Source organism: Vibrio sp. S17_S38, from assembly GCF_014694375.1.
Classification (GTDB): Bacteria; Pseudomonadota; Gammaproteobacteria; order Enterobacterales; family Vibrionaceae; genus Vibrio.
Genome location: NZ_JAAUWW010000021.1, coordinates 21,753 through 40,985 on the forward strand (window position 1 = coordinate 21,753; position 19,233 = coordinate 40,985).

The 19,233-nt window shown below is 40.8% G+C and carries 17 protein-coding genes; 8 read left to right on the plus strand and 9 right to left on the minus strand.

Annotated features, from left to right (window positions below; translation table 11 throughout):
* The 7 genes from lptB to mgtE all read left to right on the plus strand — a co-directional run bounded on the left by lptB (nucleotide 1) and on the right by mgtE (nucleotide 5,914).
* Entirely contained in the window at nucleotides 1-726 is a 726-nt protein-coding gene (gene lptB, locus HC725_RS14585) for an LPS export ABC transporter ATP-binding protein (protein ID WP_190332602.1), read from the plus strand.
* Between the two features lie 221 nt (nucleotides 727-947).
* A complete protein-coding gene (locus HC725_RS14590) occupies nucleotides 948-2,402 on the plus strand; it encodes an RNA polymerase factor sigma-54 (protein WP_190332603.1) in 1,455 nt (484 codons plus the stop codon).
* A 25-nt stretch (nucleotides 2,403-2,427) separates the two neighbouring features.
* Complete coding sequence (hpf, locus tag HC725_RS14595; protein ID WP_190332604.1) at nucleotides 2,428-2,715, plus strand: ribosome hibernation promoting factor; 288 nt, start codon at nucleotides 2,428-2,430, stop codon at nucleotides 2,713-2,715.
* A 2-nt stretch (nucleotides 2,716-2,717) separates the two neighbouring features.
* Nucleotides 2,718-3,164: a PTS IIA-like nitrogen regulatory protein PtsN gene (gene ptsN / locus HC725_RS14600; RefSeq protein ID WP_190332605.1), complete on the plus strand. Its 447-nt coding sequence runs from the start codon at nucleotides 2,718-2,720 to the stop codon at nucleotides 3,162-3,164.
* Between the two features lie 23 nt (nucleotides 3,165-3,187).
* Complete coding sequence (gene rapZ, locus HC725_RS14605) at nucleotides 3,188-4,060, plus strand: RNase adapter RapZ (RefSeq protein WP_190332630.1); 873 nt, start codon at nucleotides 3,188-3,190, stop codon at nucleotides 4,058-4,060.
* Nucleotides 4,057-4,392, plus strand: a complete 336-nt coding sequence (locus HC725_RS14610; protein ID WP_190332606.1) for an HPr family phosphocarrier protein — start codon at nucleotides 4,057-4,059, stop codon at nucleotides 4,390-4,392. Before rapZ ends, HC725_RS14610 begins: the two co-directional genes overlap by 4 nt.
* A gap of 151 nt (nucleotides 4,393-4,543) precedes the next feature.
* The gene (gene mgtE / locus HC725_RS14615; RefSeq protein WP_190332607.1) at nucleotides 4,544-5,914 is read left to right on the plus strand and encodes a magnesium transporter; all 1,371 of its coding nucleotides are present in this window, start codon (nucleotides 4,544-4,546) and stop codon (nucleotides 5,912-5,914) included.
* Between the two features lie 125 nt (nucleotides 5,915-6,039).
* Here the strand turns inward: mgtE and pmbA are convergent, their stop codons facing one another.
* Nucleotides 6,040-7,383 carry a metalloprotease PmbA gene (gene pmbA, locus HC725_RS14620; protein ID WP_190332608.1) on the minus strand — a complete coding sequence of 448 codons (1,344 nt, stop codon included), beginning with the start codon at nucleotides 7,381-7,383 and terminating at the stop codon, nucleotides 6,040-6,042.
* Nucleotides 7,384-7,499: 116 nt separating this feature from the next.
* Between pmbA and yjgA the strand changes: the two genes are divergently transcribed.
* Nucleotides 7,500-8,048 carry a ribosome biogenesis factor YjgA gene (yjgA, locus tag HC725_RS14625; RefSeq protein ID WP_190332609.1) on the plus strand — a complete coding sequence of 183 codons (549 nt, stop codon included), beginning with the start codon at nucleotides 7,500-7,502 and terminating at the stop codon, nucleotides 8,046-8,048.
* 118 nt (nucleotides 8,049-8,166) lie between these two features.
* On the opposite strand, the gene tldD is transcribed toward yjgA, so the two are convergent.
* The 8 genes from tldD to HC725_RS14665 form a co-directional block, all read right to left on the minus strand.
* On the minus strand, nucleotides 8,167-9,612 hold the full coding sequence (gene tldD / locus HC725_RS14630) for a metalloprotease TldD (RefSeq protein ID WP_190332610.1): 1,446 nt from the start codon (nucleotides 9,610-9,612) through the stop codon (nucleotides 8,167-8,169).
* A gap of 10 nt (nucleotides 9,613-9,622) precedes the next feature.
* Nucleotides 9,623-10,444, minus strand: a complete 822-nt coding sequence (locus HC725_RS14635; RefSeq protein WP_190332611.1) for a carbon-nitrogen hydrolase family protein — start codon at nucleotides 10,442-10,444, stop codon at nucleotides 9,623-9,625.
* A gap of 192 nt (nucleotides 10,445-10,636) precedes the next feature.
* Nucleotides 10,637-14,530: a YhdP family protein gene (locus HC725_RS14640; protein WP_190332612.1), complete on the minus strand. Its 3,894-nt coding sequence runs from the start codon at nucleotides 14,528-14,530 to the stop codon at nucleotides 10,637-10,639.
* 13 nt (nucleotides 14,531-14,543) lie between these two features.
* Complete coding sequence (gene rng, locus HC725_RS14645) at nucleotides 14,544-16,022, minus strand: ribonuclease G (RefSeq protein WP_190332613.1); 1,479 nt, start codon at nucleotides 16,020-16,022, stop codon at nucleotides 14,544-14,546.
* A 16-nt stretch (nucleotides 16,023-16,038) separates the two neighbouring features.
* Entirely contained in the window at nucleotides 16,039-16,617 is a 579-nt protein-coding gene (locus tag HC725_RS14650; protein ID WP_190332614.1) for a Maf family protein, read from the minus strand.
* A 154-nt stretch (nucleotides 16,618-16,771) separates the two neighbouring features.
* Nucleotides 16,772-17,260 (minus strand): rod shape-determining protein MreD, encoded by a 489-nt coding sequence (gene mreD, locus HC725_RS14655; RefSeq protein WP_190332615.1) that lies wholly within the window; start codon nucleotides 17,258-17,260, stop codon nucleotides 16,772-16,774.
* The gene (mreC, locus tag HC725_RS14660; protein ID WP_190332616.1) at nucleotides 17,250-18,131 is read right to left on the minus strand and encodes a rod shape-determining protein MreC; all 882 of its coding nucleotides are present in this window, start codon (nucleotides 18,129-18,131) and stop codon (nucleotides 17,250-17,252) included. Before mreC ends, mreD begins: the two co-directional genes overlap by 11 nt.
* Before the next feature lie 33 nt (nucleotides 18,132-18,164).
* A complete protein-coding gene (locus HC725_RS14665; protein ID WP_190332617.1) occupies nucleotides 18,165-19,208 on the minus strand; it encodes a rod shape-determining protein in 1,044 nt (347 codons plus the stop codon).
* Between the last annotated feature and the right edge of the window lie 25 nt (nucleotides 19,209-19,233).

The window sequence follows — 19,233 nt, forward strand, 5'->3', positions numbered from 1 at the left end:
ATGGCAATACTAAAAGCAGAAAAACTAGCTAAAACCTATGGCAGCCGAAAAGTGGTCAGCGATGTGGGTTTAGAAGTGGAATCTGGCCAAATAGTTGGCTTATTAGGCCCAAATGGTGCGGGTAAAACAACGTCCTTTTATATGATTGTTGGCTTGGTGTCTCGTGACGAAGGCATGATCAGCATTGATGGTGAAGACATTAGCATTTTACCTATGCATCAACGATCTCGTATGGGGATTGGCTATCTGCCACAAGAGGCATCTATTTTTCGCAAATTATCGGTAGAAGATAATATATTTGCAGTCCTGCAAACTCGTGATGAATTAACCCGAGAAGAAAAACAAGATAGACTTGAAGAATTGTTAAATGAATTTAGCATTCAACATATTCGTAAAAGTGCGGGAATGGCACTATCTGGTGGTGAACGTCGTCGAGTAGAAATTGCCCGAGCTCTTGCCGCTAATCCTAAATTTATTTTATTAGATGAACCATTCGCAGGCGTTGACCCTATTTCGGTTATTGATATAAAAAAAATCATTCAGCACTTACGTGACCGTGGTTTAGGTGTACTCATAACTGATCATAATGTACGAGAAACGTTAGACGTTTGTGAGCATGCTTACATCGTTAGCCAGGGTCACCTAATTGCGAATGGTACACCAGAAGAAGTGCTCAATAATGAGCAGGTGAAAAAAGTATATTTGGGTGAAGATTTCCGTTTATAACCTAAATGAACATACTGAAATAACAACCTATGTATCAAATTGAACAGGCTAAGGAATAGCATCAGTTGATTCATAGATAGATCAAGAAAATTGCTCAATAGAGACAAATTAGTCTAACAAAAAAGAAGCCAAGCAAACTCATCGATTCACGTATTGCTTAACACTGAACACCACTTAAAAATACAGAATAGGGATATTCTTATTAAGGCGCTGGATATTGTATGAAGTCTTCATTACAGCTTAAATTTGGTCAAAGTCTCACCATGACACCACAATTGCAACAGGCGATCCGTCTCTTACAATTGTCAACACTCGATCTCCAACAAGAAATTCAAGAAGCCTTAGACTCAAATCCACTACTTGAAGTAGAAGAAGCGGTTGAAGAGCGAAATGATGAAGATAATGATCCATCCTCGGAAAGTGAATACACCTCAACGCAAGATAAAGAACTCACAGACAGTTCAGAGCATATAGAGCAATCTAATATTAGTGACGATCTTGCTATTGATGCAAGCTGGGAAGATGTTTACAGCTCCAATACCGGCAGCACTGGTATAAGCGTCGAATCTGAACTGCCAATCTATCAAGGTGAAACCACTCAAACATTACAAGATTACCTCGCTTGGCAGCTTGAACTCACTCCATTCTCAGATACTGACAGAACCATTGCTCACGCGATTCTTGATGGATTAGATGAGTATGGCTATCTCACCGAATCACTTGACGATATCCAACAAAGTTTAGGCAACATTGAGATTGAAATCGATGAAATAATAGCGGTTTTAAAACGCATTCAGCAATTTGATCCTCTTGGTGTCGCATCGCGTAATTTGCAAGAATGTTTATTGTTACAACTCAAAATTTACCCAGAAGAGACTCCATGGTTAAATGAAGCACGAATGATTCTTGAGCAGCATATTGATCTGTTAGGTAATCGTGATTACAAACTAATCAGTCGAAAGACAAAGCTAAAAGAAGAAGAATTAGCGCAAATATTACAGTTAATTCAACAACTCGATCCTCGTCCTGGCAATAGTATTACTACGGATGATACAGAATATGTGATTCCCGATGTTTCAGTATTTAAAGAAAAAGGGAAATGGTCCGTTTCGATCAATCCAGACAGTGTTCCGCGCTTAAAGGTTAATCAGCAATACGCAGCAATGGGAAAAGGCAATAGTGCGGATAGCCAATATATTCGCTCCCATGTTCAAGAAGCAAAGTGGTTAATCAAAAGCTTAGAAAGCAGAAATGAGACTTTACTCAAAGTGGCAAGATGTATAGTTGAGCATCAGCAGAACTTCTTTGAATATGGTGAAGAAGCCATGAAACCAATGGTTCTGAATGATATTGCTCTCGACGTAGATATGCATGAATCTACAATTTCTCGAGTTACAACACAAAAATATATGCATACTCCAAGAGGTATCTTCGAATTAAAGTACTTCTTTTCAAGTCATGTGAGTACCGATGTAGGTGGTGAATGTTCATCAACGGCAATTCGAGCATTAATCAAAAAATTAGTTGCCGAAGAAGACAGCAAAAAACCGCTAAGTGATAATAAAATTGCTACACTTTTAGTAGCACAAGGTATTCAAGTTGCACGTAGAACCGTCGCTAAATACCGAGAGTCATTAAACATTGCACCTTCTAGTCAACGAAAGCGCCTGCTGTAATTCGGCACATGAAAAGGAAAAGTCTATGCAAATAAATATTACGGGGCACCATGTAGAACTTACCGATGCTTTGAATGAATATGTGAACACTAAATTCCAAAAGCTAGAACGATTCTTTGAACATATCAACAGTACCCACGTTGTATTGCGGGTTGAAAAGTTACAACAAATAGCGGAAGCGACCTTACACGTCAATAATGGAGAAATCCACGCATCCTCGCAAAACGAAAATATGTATGCTTCAATAGACGATCTAATTGATAAACTGACTCGTCAGTTGAGTAAACACAAAGAGAAACTAAGTAGCCATTAACTATGCAATTAAATGAAGTACTTTCTCTGGACTGCACCAAAAGCGCAGTCCAGTGTACCAGCAAAAAACGCGCCTTAGAGATCATCAGTGAGCTTGCAGCTATGCACAGTGGTTTAGATTCAACCCAGCTGTTTGAATGTATGCTCAATCGTGAAAAAGTAGGCACTACCGGTATTGGGAATGGTATTGCAATTCCTCACGGACGCATCCTAGACAGTGATAAAGCGATTGCCATTTTACTCCAATGTGAACAACCAATTGACTTTAGTTCGATAGATAACCGTCCCGTTGATATTCTTTTTGCTTTATTAGTACCAGATGCTCAATGTAAAACACACTTGAAAACATTGGCATTAATGGCTGAAAAGCTTAACGATAAAGCTACATTGAAGCAGCTCCGAAGTGCTACATCTGATCAAGACTTGTATGACATTATGACTCAAGGCTAACCATGACAACCCCATTAAATAATATGCGTATTATCATTGTCAGTGGTCAATCTGGTGCAGGGAAAAGTGTTGCCCTACGAGTATTAGAAGACTTAGGGTACTACTGTGTCGATAACTTACCGGTCAATTTACTTGATGACTTTGTCGCATCAGTCCAGTCGACTCAAAAAAACGGTAGCCAACAAAATGTTGCCGTCAGTATTGATATTCGCAACCTGCCACAAGATCCCACTCTCGTATCAACAACCTTACAGCAGCTTAAGCAAACTCATGATGTAAATGTACTATTTCTTGATGCAGATGAAAGCACGTTGCTTAAGCGATACAGTGAAACAAGACGAATCCATCCTTTATCAATGATGGGTGAAAAACGATCTTTAGAGCAAGCGATTGAATTAGAAAAAAACCTACTACTTAATTTAAAAGAAGAAGCTGACCTTGTATTAGACAGCAGCAACCTTTCTCTACATGAGCTCAGCGAAACGGTGAGAATTCGAGTACAAGGCCGAGAATCTAAAGATCTGGTCATGGTATTTGAGTCTTTTGGCTTTAAGTATGGTTTACCCAATGATGCCGATTATGTCTTTGATGTACGATTCTTACCTAATCCACATTGGATACCAGAGTTACGGCCTTTAACAGGGCTTGATCAACCTATTATTGATTTCCTCGACACTCAATCTGCAGTGATAGAACTCCATAACAGTATCGAACAATTTATTAGCCAGTGGCTGCCTTTATTAGAGAAAAACAATCGCAGCTATTTAACCGTTGCTATTGGCTGTACAGGTGGGAAACATCGCTCAGTCTATATAACTCAAAAACTAGCCGAGCACTTCAAAGCACTGGGTCATCAAGTTCAAATTCGCCATGCATCACTTGAGAAGAATAAATGAATCAGCCCAATGAAAGTAATAGTACCGAAAACTCGTCCGTTATAAATCAAGATAAAAAAGAACATTGCAGCCAAACCGTATTAATTCAAAATCGATTAGGTTTACATGCTCGCGCGGCAATCAAGCTTGTCGAATTAGCGCAAAGTTTTGATGCACAAGTAACAATCAGCAATGGCGACAAAGAAGTGATTGCCGATGGTGTTATGGGCTTATTATTGCTCGAATCGTCTCAAGGCCAACATGTCACCATTCAAGCGAAAGGTACACAAGCATCGCAAGCGCTTACTGCTGTATGTGCATTAATTGAACAAAAATTCGACGAAGAAGAATAATCACCTCTAATAATACCTATTTGTTATTAATTTTTTAGCCTAACGGCAGGAAAGAAATGACAATTTATCCATAATTACGCTAAGATTCAGCGCACAAGTAACCGACTATCTGGTTACTCATCCCCCACTATTTTTCGTTCTGGAGGCGAGTATGGCTGAACAATTAGAGTTTGAACTCACCCATCAAACCCTCCAAGAAGTCAGTGAAGCGATCGAAGAAGGTCGTTTTGTCCATGTCCGCCGTCAACTTCAGGACATGGAACCAGAAGATATAGCTCATCTTCTTGAAGCTTCCCCACATAAAAGCCGTGACGTGTTATGGCAACTTACCGATCCTGAAGATTATGGTGAGATCCTAGACGAACTATCGGAAGACATCAAAGACAACATCGTATCCAAAATGGCGCCAGAAAAGCTGGCTGAAGCCACAGAAGGCATGGATACCGATGATGTCGCTTACGTTCTACGTAGTTTACCCGATGATGTCTCTCGCGAAGTCCTTGACCAAATGGACATTGCGGATCGTCAACGTGTGGAAACCGCATTATCCTATTCAGAGGATTCTGCTGGTGCTCTAATGAACACCGATGTTATTACGATTCGTAGTGACGTCGATGTCGATGTGGTTCTACGCTATTTGCGCATGAAAGGCGATTTGCCAGAAAATACCGATGCTTTGTACGTCATTGATAGTGATAATAAACTTACTGGCCATTTATCATTAACCAGCCTTATTACCGCCCAAACCGATACATCCATTGTCGCTTTAATGGAAGATGCCGATGAAGCTATTTCCGTTGAAACCAGCGCCACTGATATTGCGAGCTTATTTGAACGTCGTAATTGGGTTTCGGCACCAGTAGTCAATGCTGAAGGTCACCTTGTTGGTCGTATCACCATCGATGATGTGGTTGATATTATTCGTGAAGACGCCGAACACTCAATGATGAGTATGGCAGGTCTTGATGATGATGAAGATACCTTTGCCCCTGTTGTTAAATCGGTACGTCGTCGTAGCGTTTGGTTAGGAGCGAATGTTTTAGCTGCTTTAGCTGCCGCTTCTGTATCCAACATGTTTGAAGGCACACTCGCTCAAATGGCTTCCGTTGCGGTATTAATGACTATCGTACCGTCAATGGGTGGTGTCGCGGGCAATCAAACTGTTGCTCTGGTTATTCGCGGCTTAGCACTTGGGCACATTGGTAGCACTAACCAACGGTCCTTATTATTCAAAGAAGCTTCCATAGGCTTACTCAACGGTATCCTTTGGGCGTTAATTATTGGTGCTATTGTTGTTTTCTGGAAAGGAAGCTTAGTCTTAGGCTTAATCATGTCAGCGGCAATGCTAGCCAATTTATTGGCCGCAGGTATTGCAGGGGTGAGTATTCCGATTTTACTGAAAAGAATGAATATCGATCCAGCTCTCGCAGGAGGAATGGCACTAACAACCGTAACGGATATGGTTGGTTTATCGGCATTCTTAGGGTTAGCCAGCTTGATGATTAAGCTAAACTTGATATAAAAAAGAACCAAGACTCTGGCTCCTAAAACTGAATAGATTAAAGCAAAAGCACTCTCGCTTTTGCTTTATCGCTTTTCGGAGCCAGAGTGCAATGCCTCCTCGCGACTCGAATCCGTGTTATGCCTTTACTCTCCCGCCACTTTCATCGATTCAATTAAAATAGAACCCGTTTGAATTTGTGAGCGCGTTTCAATATCCCGACCAACTGCCACAATATTAGTAAACATATCTTTTAAGTTACCAGCTATTGTGATCTCAGAAACTGGGAATTGGATCTCACCATTTTCTACCCAAAACCCCGCAGCACCACGAGAGTAATCACCCGTCACTGTATTAACGCCCTGTCCCATCAACTCAGTCACGACAAGACCAGTGCCTAACATTTTTAACATACCAACGAAATCTGGACCATTAGTTTTCACAAACCAGTTATGGATACCACCAGCGTGACCAGTAGGGGTCATATTCATTTTACGCGCCGCATAACTGGTTAATAGATAGGTTGATAATACCCCATCAGTAATGATCTGTTTGTCTTGAGTAAACACACCCTCATTATCAAATGCACTTGAAGCCAAACCACGAAGTACATGTGGTTTCTCTTCAACGTTGAACCAATCAGGTAAAATTTTCTCACCGAGCTTATCAAGTAAAAATGACGATTTACGATATAAGTTGCCACCACTGATTGCCATCACCAAGTGGCCTAATAAACCAGTCGCGACATCCGCTTGGAACAAGACTGGGAATTGACCGGTTTTAACGCGCTTAGCATCTAATCGACTAACAGTTTTTTGCGCAGCTTCTAAGCCAACTTGTTCTGGTGTCCATAATTCATCTTTATGACGTGCCATGGTGTAGCTATAATCGCGCTCCATCTCACCATTTTTACCAGCCCCAATCACGCTACAACTTAAACTATGTCGACTCGATGCATGACTAGCGATTAATCCGTGGCTATTACCATAAACTCGAATACCATAATGACTATCGTAACTCGCACCATCGCTTTGCTTAATCTTGTCACTATAAGCCAACGCGGCTTGTTCAGCACGGATCGCAAGCTCTGAAGCATAATCTGGATTTGGTTCATCTGGGTGAAATAAATCCAAATCAGGAATATGTTTCACCATTAACTCTTTTGGCGCAGGTCCTGCGTAAGGGTCTTTTGAGGTATAACGCGCAATGTCTAATGCGGCCTCTACTGCTTTTTGAATTGCAGCATCACTTAAATCTGACGTCGAAGCACTTCCCTTACATTGACCTCGGTACACTGTAATACCCAATGCTCCATCACTATTGAATTCGACATTTTCTACTTCGCAGTCATGACTAGAAACACTGATTCCCGTAGTTTTAGTAATTGCGACTTCTGCCGCATCTGCACTCACTTTTGCCATCTCTAAAGCTTTTGATACGGCAATTTCTAATTCAATTTTTTGTTGAGCAATCTGCTGCTTTGCGTCCATAACCACTCTTATTCATCTTTTTTGAAAATAATTACGCATAGAATAACAAGCTTTTCACTTTATCCCCAAAATTCTTGCTAAAATACCCAGTAAGTTCACCAAATAAGTAGAAAATTATGGCTCGTAAGAATCAAAAAGCGCCTTGGGAAGAAGAAGAGGAAATCATCTGGGTCAGTAAAACCGAGATGAAAGAAGATATGAGTGCCTTGCAAGCACTGGGTGAAGAGTTGGTTGGGCTGAAATCATCGTCGTTGGACAAATTTCCAATCAGCGATGATCTACGTCAAGCTATCGATAATGCCCAACGTTTTAAGAACGAAGCAAAACGTCGCCAGTTACAATACATTGGCAAGCTAATGCGTCAAATTGATCCAGCTCCAATTCAAGCGGAGCTAGATAGATTACGCAATAAACATTCTCAAGCCACCGCTGAGTTACATAAACTTGAGCAAACGCGCGATCGTATTGTCACCGATGTGGATTCCGCGATTGAAAACGTCATGGACTTATATCCAGATGCAGATCGTCAACGTTTACGCCAACTCGCTCGCCAAGCTCAAAAAGAAAAGGCCAGTAATAAGCCGCCAAAAGCTTCACGTGAGATCTTCCAGATATTGAAAGAACTTAAAGAAGCAGCTGAATCGGATGAATCAGAAGAAAGTTAAACCAAGGTACTAGATAACCTGAACTCTGGATAATTTAAGCTAAACAAGCGATCCTAGGATCGCTTGTTTTATTTATAGAGTTATCATTGTTAACCATAGACAAAGGGAAACTGTTCGCTTACTGCGTTCCGCCTACCGTAATAGCATTCAGCTTCAGTGTAGGTTGACCAACCCCCACAGGAAGGCTTTGCCCTGCCTTACCACACACACCTACACCTTTATCTATCGCCAAATCATTACCAACCATAGACACTTGTTGCATGGCTTCAATACCTGAACCCACTAAAGTAGCCCCTTTTACTGGGCGAGTAATTTTACCATCTTCAATTAAATAAGCTTCTGATGCAGAAAATACAAACTTGCCAGAAGTGATATCTACCTGCCCACCACCAAAGTTTGGCGCATATAAGCCCTTCTTAATGGTTGATATAATTTCTTCTGGTGTGTGCTCGCCTGGCAACATATATGTATTGGTCATACGTGGCATAGGTAAATGCGCATAAGATTCACGACGACCATTGCCCGTTGGCGCAACGCCCATCAAGCCAGCATTGTGCTTATCTTGCATGTATCCTTTTAGTATGCCATTTTCAATTAGAGTATTGTATTGCCCCGGCACACCTTCATCATCAATATTGAGCGAACCGCGTAAATCTTTTAGTGTGCCATCATCAACGATAGTACACAGATCAGATGTTACCTTTTGACCCAATTTTCCAGAAAATACTGACGACTCCTTGCGGTTAAAGTCGCCTTCTAAACCATGTCCAACCGCTTCATGCAATAATACGCCCGGCCACCCTGCACCCAATACGATTGGCATGGTGCCAGCTGGTGCTTCATCGGCATCTAGATTGACTAATGCTTGACGAATAGCTTCATCAGCAAAATGCAATGCGACGGTTTTATCCCCATCTTGCTGTAAGAAAGCTTGATAACCATAGCGACCACCGCCCCCCGCACTGCCACGTTCACGTTTATCTCCACGTTGAACTAATACACTGACAGATAAGCGTACTAGTGGACGCACATCTCCAGCATAAGTGCCATCCGTTGCTGCGACTAATATTTGGTCATATTCGCCACTGATACTGACAGATACTTCTTGAACTAATGGCTCTTTACTACGAATGTAGGCATCAATCTCTTTTAGCAAATTAATTTTGTTCTGTTTATCTAAACTTTCTAATGGATTGACCGCTTGGTAGGTTTGAGGAGTAGCAGATTTAGTAAACGCTTTCACCTTGGCATTTTGACCTTGTTGAGCAATACCTCGAGCCGCAATCGCACTTTGAGTTAATCCATTAAGATCAATTTGATCTGAATAAGCAAAACCAGTTTTTTCACCCGCAATAGCACGAATGCCCACGCCACGGTCAATATTAAATGAGCCGTCTTTAATAATACTATCTTCTAGTATCAAAGATTCATGCCAGCTCGATTGAAAGTACACATCTGCATAATCAATCTGGCGAGTGGCAATGCTTTCTAACGTCTTTTGAATATCACTTTCTGTTAGGCCTGTGGGTGCAAGTAATGCTTGTTCTACCGTATTTAGTGTCATAAGTGCTCTATTATTTAGTAATCAGATGACCGTCGAATCGAGTATGCTGCATAACTGGCATTCGAGATCGAATATCTTCATTTAATTTAGTATCAATGTTAGCGATTAAGTGCCCAGCTGTCTCGGATAAACTTGCTACAATATTTCCCCACGGATCAACCACCATGGAATGTCCCCACGTTTCTCGTCCGCAAGGATGAACACCAGTTTGCCCAGCAGCTACGATCCAACATTGTGTTTCAATGGCTCTGGCACGTAATAGTACCTCCCAATGAGCTTGCCCTGTCGGTTTCGTGAATGCCGCTGGCACAACGATTACCTGAGCACCTTGTTGCCTTAATTGTGAAAATAATGCAGGAAAGCGTAGATCATAACAGATAGATAAACCAAGATTAGCAAACGGAGTTTGGGCAACGACAACTCGATTACCAGCAGAAAAAGTCTCTGATTCTCGATAATGCTGATGGGCATCGGAGACATCCACATCAAACAAATGCAATTTATCGTAATCCGCGTATAAGCTTCCACACGATGAAAACACCAAACAAGTCGCTTTAACTTGGTTTCCGTCTTTAATAGGGAATGAGCCTACCACTAACCACATTTGGTATTGCTTCGCCAGTTGAGCTAATTGAGCCTGAATCGGACCACCATTCAATGGTTCGGCAACCTTGGAATAGTCCTCTTTGTTACCAAACACCAATGCATTTTCAGGTACCACTGTCCAAGCCACTTGTTGTTGGTATAACTGCTTGATTTCAGTTTCGATCGTTTTTAAATTAACATCCGGATCCGATCCTGATGTCATTTGAATGATTCCGACTTTTGCCATCTTCTATCCTTATATCGCCGACTTGAAGCGACCACTTGATGTTTACAAAAAGCGTTTGGCTAAGATTGATCCATCAATTGCTTTGTCACGTTTTAAATAGCTGTTACGTTAAACAGCTTCTCACGTAAAATATCTTCCCACATTAATTAAATAGCTTGGCACGTTAAACATTTGATAACGTGCCATCTCTCATTATTTCTTATCTTCATTGAGCTTATATTCCCCTTTACTACGAGAGATCTCTTTCACGTTCGGTGCATCTAAAGGGCCTTTCACTTCATATTGAACTTTAGTAAATACATCGACAACCGGAGATAACACCTTAGTCAGGGCAAAGACTGCCAAAGCCGCTTGTGGTGTTACCGCAAACGCAGCCACAATTGGAATACTGGAGGTTAAATCTGGATAAAAGGTAACTTCAGCATCAACTAAACGAGTATTAAGGTCTGCGGTTCCACGCAATTTCATATCACCTGCCGAGCCATCCATTTCTAGATCATTGGTAACAAACACACCTTTATTCATTTTTCCTGTGCCTTTAATGGAATCGAACGTCATCCCATCGTCAAATACACCAGTAAAGTCGAGCTTCATTTTACGAATAATAGAATCAAGGCTGAACAGCCCCAATAAGCGTGCAGCGCCATTTACATCCGTGATAACACCATCTCTAAACTCACTAGACAAATTACCTTGTAAAGTATCTGTTTTCATCGACCACGGCGCACCATCCCAACTGGTATCACTCTCAATTTTAAATGATGCTTTTTGCACGCCAGAGCTAATACCAAAGCGAGCCATCACTTCCGAATTATTTTTTCCGGTTAAATTAAGTTTGAAATCAGAATGACTTTTATCACCCGCTAATAACCACCAGCCACTAGCTTGCAAGTGATTAGAACCTGTTTTTAAATCCAGCTTTCGCCACACTAGCTTATCTTTATCATGATACAACTGCATATCAACGGTGCCGACCTTATAGCCTTGTAGCCACAGATCGTTAATTTTAAGGTTAAGGTTTGGCATAGATTCATGAAATTTACGATCAAAAGAACTAATCAAGGGTTCATCTTTCTTCAAATCACTGATGAGTGTCTTTTTCTCTGATTCTTCCCATTGTGGGACAAAAATATGAGCGCTGCTTAGATCAACAGTGAGCTCTTTTTTATTGCGGAAGTTTGCAGTTCCAACCGCCTCACTACTTTGAACCTTCATCTGCCAATTATTGGTAGTATGTACCGCTGAAAAGTTAATTTTATGCCAATCAAGCCCAGCAAGTTTTAAGGTTTTAGTATTAACATTCACATTTTCAGGCATAGGTAATACAGGGAAACTGAACTCTTTGGACGATTCAGCACCTTCCGGTTTAGCGACTGGTTTATCAGGGGATTGAAGTTCAACCTGATGATCACCATCCATCAAAAAGTCCATCCAACTGTCTGCATCAAATTTGGCTTGATTGATTGAGAAATAATAGCCACCAATAGGGCTAACTTTAAATTCCCCACTACCAATAATCAGGTTACTTGCCTCAATGACGGCCGTCGGTTTACTAATATCAATATCGGCTTGGTACTTAACTGTTGGCAGAGTTAATCTTGCGGACACACGTTCTTGATTACCCGCGGCTTGTAAGCGCACCTTACCTTTTAATCCTAGCCCTTTACCAAGAGGGGCGGGATAACTACTAGAAATGTATTCAATATCTGCTTGGCTATCAATTTGATATGTAAAGCCAACATCATTGAGATTCAAGTTTAGATTTAAATTCCATGGCGCGGAGCCTTTCAATGGTTTCAACCAAGGAGAAGGAATAGCTTTTTGTAAGCGAGTTAAACTCGTTTCTCCTAACACATCGACATCAACACCATAGCCTGCGCCTTTATTTTGCCCACTAAAATCCAATGAGATAGGCTGGTCGAGCAAGTTAGCTTTAATGCCTTTCGATTTCACAACATCATTATCAAAATTGATTCTTCCAGTTGCATTGCTCAATTCAATTGGAGGACTTTGTACGGCAATGGGGTTATTAGCTAAATCTGCATAACCCCAAGCTCTTGCTTTATCTCCATTAAAAGGAATATTGAGCTTAAAAGTCGAATTTACAGGACCATCAACTTGAACCGCAGACAAAGCTGCACCGACTGAGTCAACTAAAGGTGTCGCCATCATATAATCACGGACATCTTTACCATCTGCTTTTGCTTTCGCCGTGATTTCTATATGTCCATCTGGAGCTAAGCTTGGTATTTTGCCACTAATATGTTGTGCTTGAACCCCCATCAACTTCGCTGAATCAGATTCCAAATACATGGCATCGTTTTCAAACAATAGATCAAGTTGCATATCTGTTATGGTTGGCCAAGCCGTATCAAAACTAAATTTCGCATCTTTTAAGCCAACTTTAACTTGAAATACACCATCATGATTATGATATGGGAATGAACTTAACGGGCCGTACCAAATTAGCTTCGCTGTTTTTGCCGTACCGCCTTGAATCGCAGTTGATAGGTAATTAGTCAGGTCATGTCCAAGAGCAAGCGTGGGTAAATAACGCCAAGTTTCCCCAGCATTGACGACATCGACTTCAGCATAAAAAGAAAGAAAAGCAGATTTATCTTTAGGGAATTCTAAGCTAAATGCTCCCAATGCATGTAAATCAGGGGTCGTCACTTCAACTTTATCAGCCCATAATTTCCAACCATCATCGTCGCCTTGCCACACCAAATTCACTTTGCTGTCTTGAATACGTAAAGGTGCTTGAAAAACCTCACCATAAGGAAGTTCATCATTTTTTAAGCTGGTTTTAATCGAGGCTATATTTTTATTGCCACTGATTTTGGCTGATAATTTATGAACAGCAGGAAGCAACTCCCACTGTTTCATGCTTCCATCAGTCAATATGGCTGAATACGTTAAATCTTGTTGCTTGCGAGGAACATCAACACGGATGTCACTCAATATTCCGGAGGGTTGCAACTTACTCACTAATTTATTAGCTTCTTTTTGAGAAGACAACAAGCTAATGAAAGGGGTAACTTTATCCAGTTCTAATTGAGAAACATTAAGCGCTAATGTTTCTGGTTGCCAATCAAATGAAAATTGTGGCGTAATCCATGGCTTCCCATCAGTTTGCATCTCAAATTGCTGGCCTTGTACCAGCCAACCTTTATCAATAGGTTTTAACTTAACCACACCACGGTTGATGAGTAACTCATGCTTATCTTCTTTTTCGCCCCACAACAAACGAGACGATTGTAGTTCCATCAAAGCATCTGTTGGTTTACCTTGCTTTAAGGTCAACCAAGTATTAACACTGACTCGCCCCGAATGAATAGTAGTCGAACTTTTCAGATAATCGGTCATCCATGGCGTAATACGAATATTTTGCGCCGATAAGAAAAAATTCCCATCCAGATAACGTAAATTGCCTTGCTCTGTAAAATTGGCGATCACTGAAACTTTATTCAAGTTAACCCCAGCAATGCTTAACACCCCTTCAGCTTTATGATAGGCACCTTGGTTCTGCCATCGAAGTCTATCAATATCTAATTGGCGCACTTCTCCATTTAATGCCAAATAGGTAACAGACGAATCTAATACTGAAAAAGAACCCAGTTGTTTTAAAAACAAGGTTTGAAGATGATTAAATAACTCAGGCCTATCTTCTTTTAAGTTGGTATCTTTATTATCTTTATTTGGAATCAAAGGCCAGCGACTAACATCCGCTTGCAGACCTTGAATCGTCACGCGGTCGAGTTTTGGCTGCCAATGAATGAGTGAGGAAAACAAATCTAGCTCTAAGTCAGTACGACCTATAGTGACAATCGGCACTTGCTCGTCAGGCAGAACCACTTGAACATTTTTAAGAGCTAAAGAGGGCGTGATATTTGTCCAATACCCTTTAATATTACCCACATTAACTTGAACACCAGTTGCGTTAAAAATCTCAGATTCAATGTTTCCGCGATATTGATTGAGATTGGGTAAAAAAAGACGCAAAACGGTGACAAGAATAGCCACAAGAACTGCACCAGTTAAAATTAACCATAATAAAGAACGCCAAAGGCGTGTGGCAAAAGTCACCGCTTACTCCACATTACATCATGACAACATCAAATTGCTCTTGCACATACAAAGGCTCAATTTGAATTTTGACTTGTTTACCAATAAAAACTTCTAGCTCTGCTAATGCATGAGACTCATCACCTTGCAACGTTTCGGCTACGGCAGGTGACGCATACACTACAAAATTATCTGCATCATAAGCACGATTGACACGAGTGATTTCGCGTAATATTTCAAAACATACCGTTTCGACTGTTTTGACCGTTCCACGCCCTTTACATGTTGGACAGCCACCACATAAAACGTGTTCAATACTTTCTCTTGTTCTTTTTCGAGTCATCTCAATTAAACCTAGCTGAGTAAAACCATTAATGTTGGTTTTTACCCGATCGTTAGCCAATGCTAGCTCTAAAGATTGAATGACTCGGCGGCGGTGTTCTTCTTCCATCATATCTATAAAATCAATGATGATGATACCGCCTAAATTGCGTAATCTGAGTTGACGAGCAATGGCTTGAGTCGCTTCTACGTTGGTGTTAAAAATAGTCTCTTCTAAATTACGACGCCCGACAAAAGCCCCTGTATTAATATCAACGGTCGTCATGGCTTCTGTCTGATCGATGATCAAATACCCACCCGATTTAAGCTCAACTTTTCGGTCTAACGATCGTTGGATCTCATTTTCAGCATCAAACATATCAAAAATAGGTTTGGCTCCAGAATACAGCTCTAAGCGCTCTGTAAGCTCTGGTACAAATTCAGAAGTAAACTCTTTCAAGGTTTCAAAGGCTAAACGTGAATCCACTTGCACACGGGAAATTTCGGTTCCAACAAAGTCACGTAAAATTCGTGGTGCAAGGCCAAGTTCGCCATACAACATTGTTTTCGTTTTATATTTGCCACGTCGTTCAGAAATTTTAGTCCACAAACGTTTCAAAAAAGCGGCATCTTGAGCCAACTCACCACTATCAGCAGCTTCTGCAGCAGTACGAATAATAAAGCCACCATTATCATCACAATAAGGTAATACTATTTTCTTTAGACGATCACGCTCGGCTTCATCATCGATACGTTGCGAGACACCAACATGAGCAGCACCTGGCATAAAGACAAGATAGCGCGATGGAAGCGTAATATCGGTCGTTAAACGTGCTCCTTTCGTTCCTAGTGGATCTTTGACGACTTGGACAACAATATCTTGCCCTTGACGTACCAACTCTGAAATATCACGAACTTGAAATTGTTTTTTTTCATTTTCTGAAACACATTCAGTATGAGGAACAATATCGGAAGCATGTAAAAATGCCGCCTTATCTAAACCTATATCGATAAAAGCGGCTTGCATTCCTGGTAATACACGGCTGACTTTGCCTTTATAAATATTACCGACAATACCGCGACGAGCTTCACGCTCAATATGAACTTCTTGTAAAATTCCAGCTTCGATCATGGCGACACGAGTTTCACTTGGAGTGACATTAATTAATAGCTCTGCACTTGTTGCACTCATAGGAGCCTCATAATTCTTATAAAAAATCGGTTAACAACAAATCCGTTTCCATTAATGGCAATCCCATCACTGCATGGTAACTGCCTTCAATACGGGAGACAAAACGGCCACCAACCCCCTGAATACCGTAGCTACCCGCTTTATCGCAAGGCTCACCACTCTGCCAGTAAGCTTCTATTTCTGATTCAGATAAAACCTTGAACCAAACATCAGTAACCACAGTTGTTGTTTTAAATTCGGTATGATCGGCAACAGTCACAGAGGTCATCACTTGATGTTTTCCTCCTGAAAGTTGCAGCAACATATTCTTACTATCATTGTAGTCAACGGGCTTTTCTAATACTCGTGTCCCTATCACAACGATGGTATCTGCACCTAATACAGGTAAAGATAAATGAGGAAATGTTGATTTAGCTAGTACTAACCCAGCTTGTGCTTTCTCACGAGATAAACGCTCCACATAATCTTGTGGTAATTCACCTTTATTTTGCTGCTCTTCAATATTGGGAATAATAATATCAAACTGATAACCCAGCTGGGTCAGTAACTCTTTACGACGAGGAGAGCCAGAGGCAAGAAAAAATGAAGAAGACATAAAAAGCCTCAGTAGAAAAAATGAAAAGCAAGAACCTAGATGCACAGATGACAGTACTGAGTTACGAAAGCCGAAAAACTAGAGACAAAAATATTCTAACCTTTGTTTCGCTTTTCGATCCTCGAGAGACGCATATCTAAATCTCGAATCGCTATTAACGCATGTGCCAATGGCGACGAAAGCGCCTTAACAGCAAGAATATCCACGGCCATAGAATACAGTTGATTATTCCACCCCATAGATAATGAGGATTAAACTCTATATCTTTTATTAAAAACTCACCAAAAAATTCAATAAACTTAGCCAAAACGGTCAATAAACCTATGATCACGGCTTGCTGCCATAAAGCCATATTTCTAAGTATTTGGAAGTTGAGAGCCACAATATAAGCAATAATAGACATCACTAAACCATGTATGCCCAACGTTGAACCTATTACCAAATCCCATATCAAGCCAACAACTAAAGCCGAACCAACATTAACACGGTGAGGTAATGCTAGAATCCAATAACACGTAATTAAAATGATCCAATTAGGGCGTAGTACTTCCAAAGGTCCAGGCCAAGGAACCGCTTGTAAAATCAGAGCAATAAAAAGTGTTGCCCAAATAATAACCTTGCTACGAAAAATATTATTGCGCATCACCGGCCACCTGCTCTAGTTGTAAAATCGCTTGTGCTTGCTTTTGGCGACCTTGATCTGGCCACACTAAAAGTAAATAACGCAGCCGATCAAATTCAACGACAGGTTTAGCCGTAATTTGAGCAAAAGGACGACGATTATCATTTTTCACACTGGTTACATAACCAACAGGATAACCTTCAGGATAACGACCACCAAGACCAGAAGACACCAATAGATCGCCAGTTTGAATGTCAGTACTGGTTGGAACATGCTCCAATTGAATAGAATCTATATCTCCACTTCCGCTTGCAATAATCCGAATATCATTTCTCAGAACTTGAACTGGAATAGAGCTATTACTATCTGTCAGCAATAATACACGACTGTTATGTGCGGAAACATTAACGACTTGGCCTACAATGCCCTTTTCATTAATAACAGGTTGCCCTTCATAAACACCATCACTTCTGCCTTTATTCACAACAACTTGATGAGTATAAGGAGAAGAGTCAACCGCCATAACTTCGGTAACGATTTTCTTTTCATCACGAATATAAGGAGAGCCCAATAGCTGACGTAGTCGATTATTTTCTTCTTGGTATTGCTTTAATAATAATAAATCACCTTTTAAGCCTAAGACTTCGTTTTTCAAAGCGTTATTATTATTAACCAAGGTTTTAAGGCTATTAAAACGTTCATACATTCCATCAAACATGCTACGAGGTAAATTGGCAGCATATTGCAAAGGTGAGACGGTACTATTGAGTAAATACCGAACATTTGAGAATGTATCTAAACGACTATCAGCCAGCATTAAGCCGGCTGATATCACGAGAGCGAAAAACAATCGCAACTGTAAGGAAGGACCACGACCAAAAATCAATTTCATACAAACTAACCGTTATCTCGAACAGTAAGAAAATTATTCGTCACTGAACAGATCACCGCCATGCATATCAATCATTTCTAGTGCTTTACCACCACCAAGAGCAACACAGGTTAATGGCTCATCGGCAACGACTACTGGAATTCCAGTTTCTTCCGTTAATAAACGATCGATATCTTTAAGTAATGCGCCACCACCAGTTAACACAATACCATTTTCAGAAATATCTGAAGCTAGCTCAGGTGGACATTGCTCTAGGGCAACCATCACAGCAGAAACGATGCCAGAAAGAGGCTCTTGTAATGCTTCTAAAATCTCATTGGAATTTAATGTAAAGCTACGTGGAACACCTTCAGCAAGGTTACGACCACGAACTTCCATTTCAAGCACTTCATCACCAGGATAACCTGAGCCAATTTCATGCTTAATTTTTTCTGCGGTTGCTTCACCAATTAAGCTGCCGTAGTTACGACGAACATAGTTAATAATGGCTTCATCAAAGCGATCACCACCAATACGAACAGACGATGAATACACCACACCATTCAAAGAAATAACTGCAACTTCAGTTGTACCACCACCAATATCAACGACCATAGAACCCGTTGGCTCTGAAACGCGAAGACCAGCACCAATTGCTGCTGCCATTGGTTCATCGATAAGGTAAACCTCACGAGCACCGGCTCCTAATGCAGACTCACGAATAGCACGACGCTCAACTTGGGTCGAGCCACAAGGAACACAGACTAAGACGCGCGGGCTTGGTTTTAATACACTGTTATCATGCACTTGCTTAATGAAGTGCTGCAACATTTTTTCAGTCACATAAAAGTCAGCAATTACACCATCTTTCATTGGACGAATAGCTGAAATATTACCCGGTGTACGACCTAACATTAGTTTGGCTTCATGACCAACAGCTGCAACGGTTTTTGTCGTGCCATTGCGATCTTGACGAATCGCAACCACTGAAGGTTCATCAAGAACAATGCCTTGACCTTTAACATAAATGAGAGTGTTAGCAGTACCTAGATCAATAGAAAGATCATTTGAAAACATACCACGAAGTTTCTTAAACATATTCTTCGTTATCCTAAGAGCAATA

Bases quoted from the DNA above. Each gene is read 5' to 3' on its own strand.
- hpf (WP_190332604.1), top strand. From the start codon at position 2,428: ATGCAAATAAATATTACGGGGCACCATGTAGAACTTACCGATGCTTTG.
- HC725_RS14635 (WP_190332611.1), bottom strand. From the start codon at position 10,444: ATGGCAAAAGTCGGAATCATTCAAATGACATCAGGATCGGATCCGGAT.
- HC725_RS14650 (WP_190332614.1), bottom strand. From the start codon at position 16,617: ATGTCTTCTTCATTTTTTCTTGCCTCTGGCTCTCCTCGTCGTAAAGAG.
- rng (WP_190332613.1), bottom strand. From the start codon at position 16,022: ATGAGTGCAACAAGTGCAGAGCTATTAATTAATGTCACTCCAAGTGAA.
- yjgA (WP_190332609.1), top strand. From the start codon at position 7,500: ATGGCTCGTAAGAATCAAAAAGCGCCTTGGGAAGAAGAAGAGGAAATC.
- pmbA (WP_190332608.1), bottom strand. From the start codon at position 7,383: ATGGACGCAAAGCAGCAGATTGCTCAACAAAAAATTGAATTAGAAATT.
- lptB (WP_190332602.1), top strand. From the start codon at position 1: ATGGCAATACTAAAAGCAGAAAAACTAGCTAAAACCTATGGCAGCCGA.
- HC725_RS14610 (WP_190332606.1), top strand. From the start codon at position 4,057: ATGAATCAGCCCAATGAAAGTAATAGTACCGAAAACTCGTCCGTTATA.
- mgtE (WP_190332607.1), top strand. From the start codon at position 4,544: ATGGCTGAACAATTAGAGTTTGAACTCACCCATCAAACCCTCCAAGAA.
- tldD (WP_190332610.1), bottom strand. From the start codon at position 9,612: ATGACACTAAATACGGTAGAACAAGCATTACTTGCACCCACAGGCCTA.
- HC725_RS14665 (WP_190332617.1), bottom strand. From the start codon at position 19,208: ATGTTTAAGAAACTTCGTGGTATGTTTTCAAATGATCTTTCTATTGAT.
- HC725_RS14590 (WP_190332603.1), top strand. From the start codon at position 948: ATGAAGTCTTCATTACAGCTTAAATTTGGTCAAAGTCTCACCATGACA.
- ptsN (WP_190332605.1), top strand. From the start codon at position 2,718: ATGCAATTAAATGAAGTACTTTCTCTGGACTGCACCAAAAGCGCAGTC.
- mreC (WP_190332616.1), bottom strand. From the start codon at position 18,131: ATGAAATTGATTTTTGGTCGTGGTCCTTCCTTACAGTTGCGATTGTTT.
- rapZ (WP_190332630.1), top strand. From the start codon at position 3,188: ATGCGTATTATCATTGTCAGTGGTCAATCTGGTGCAGGGAAAAGTGTT.
- mreD (WP_190332615.1), bottom strand. From the start codon at position 17,260: ATGCGCAATAATATTTTTCGTAGCAAGGTTATTATTTGGGCAACACTT.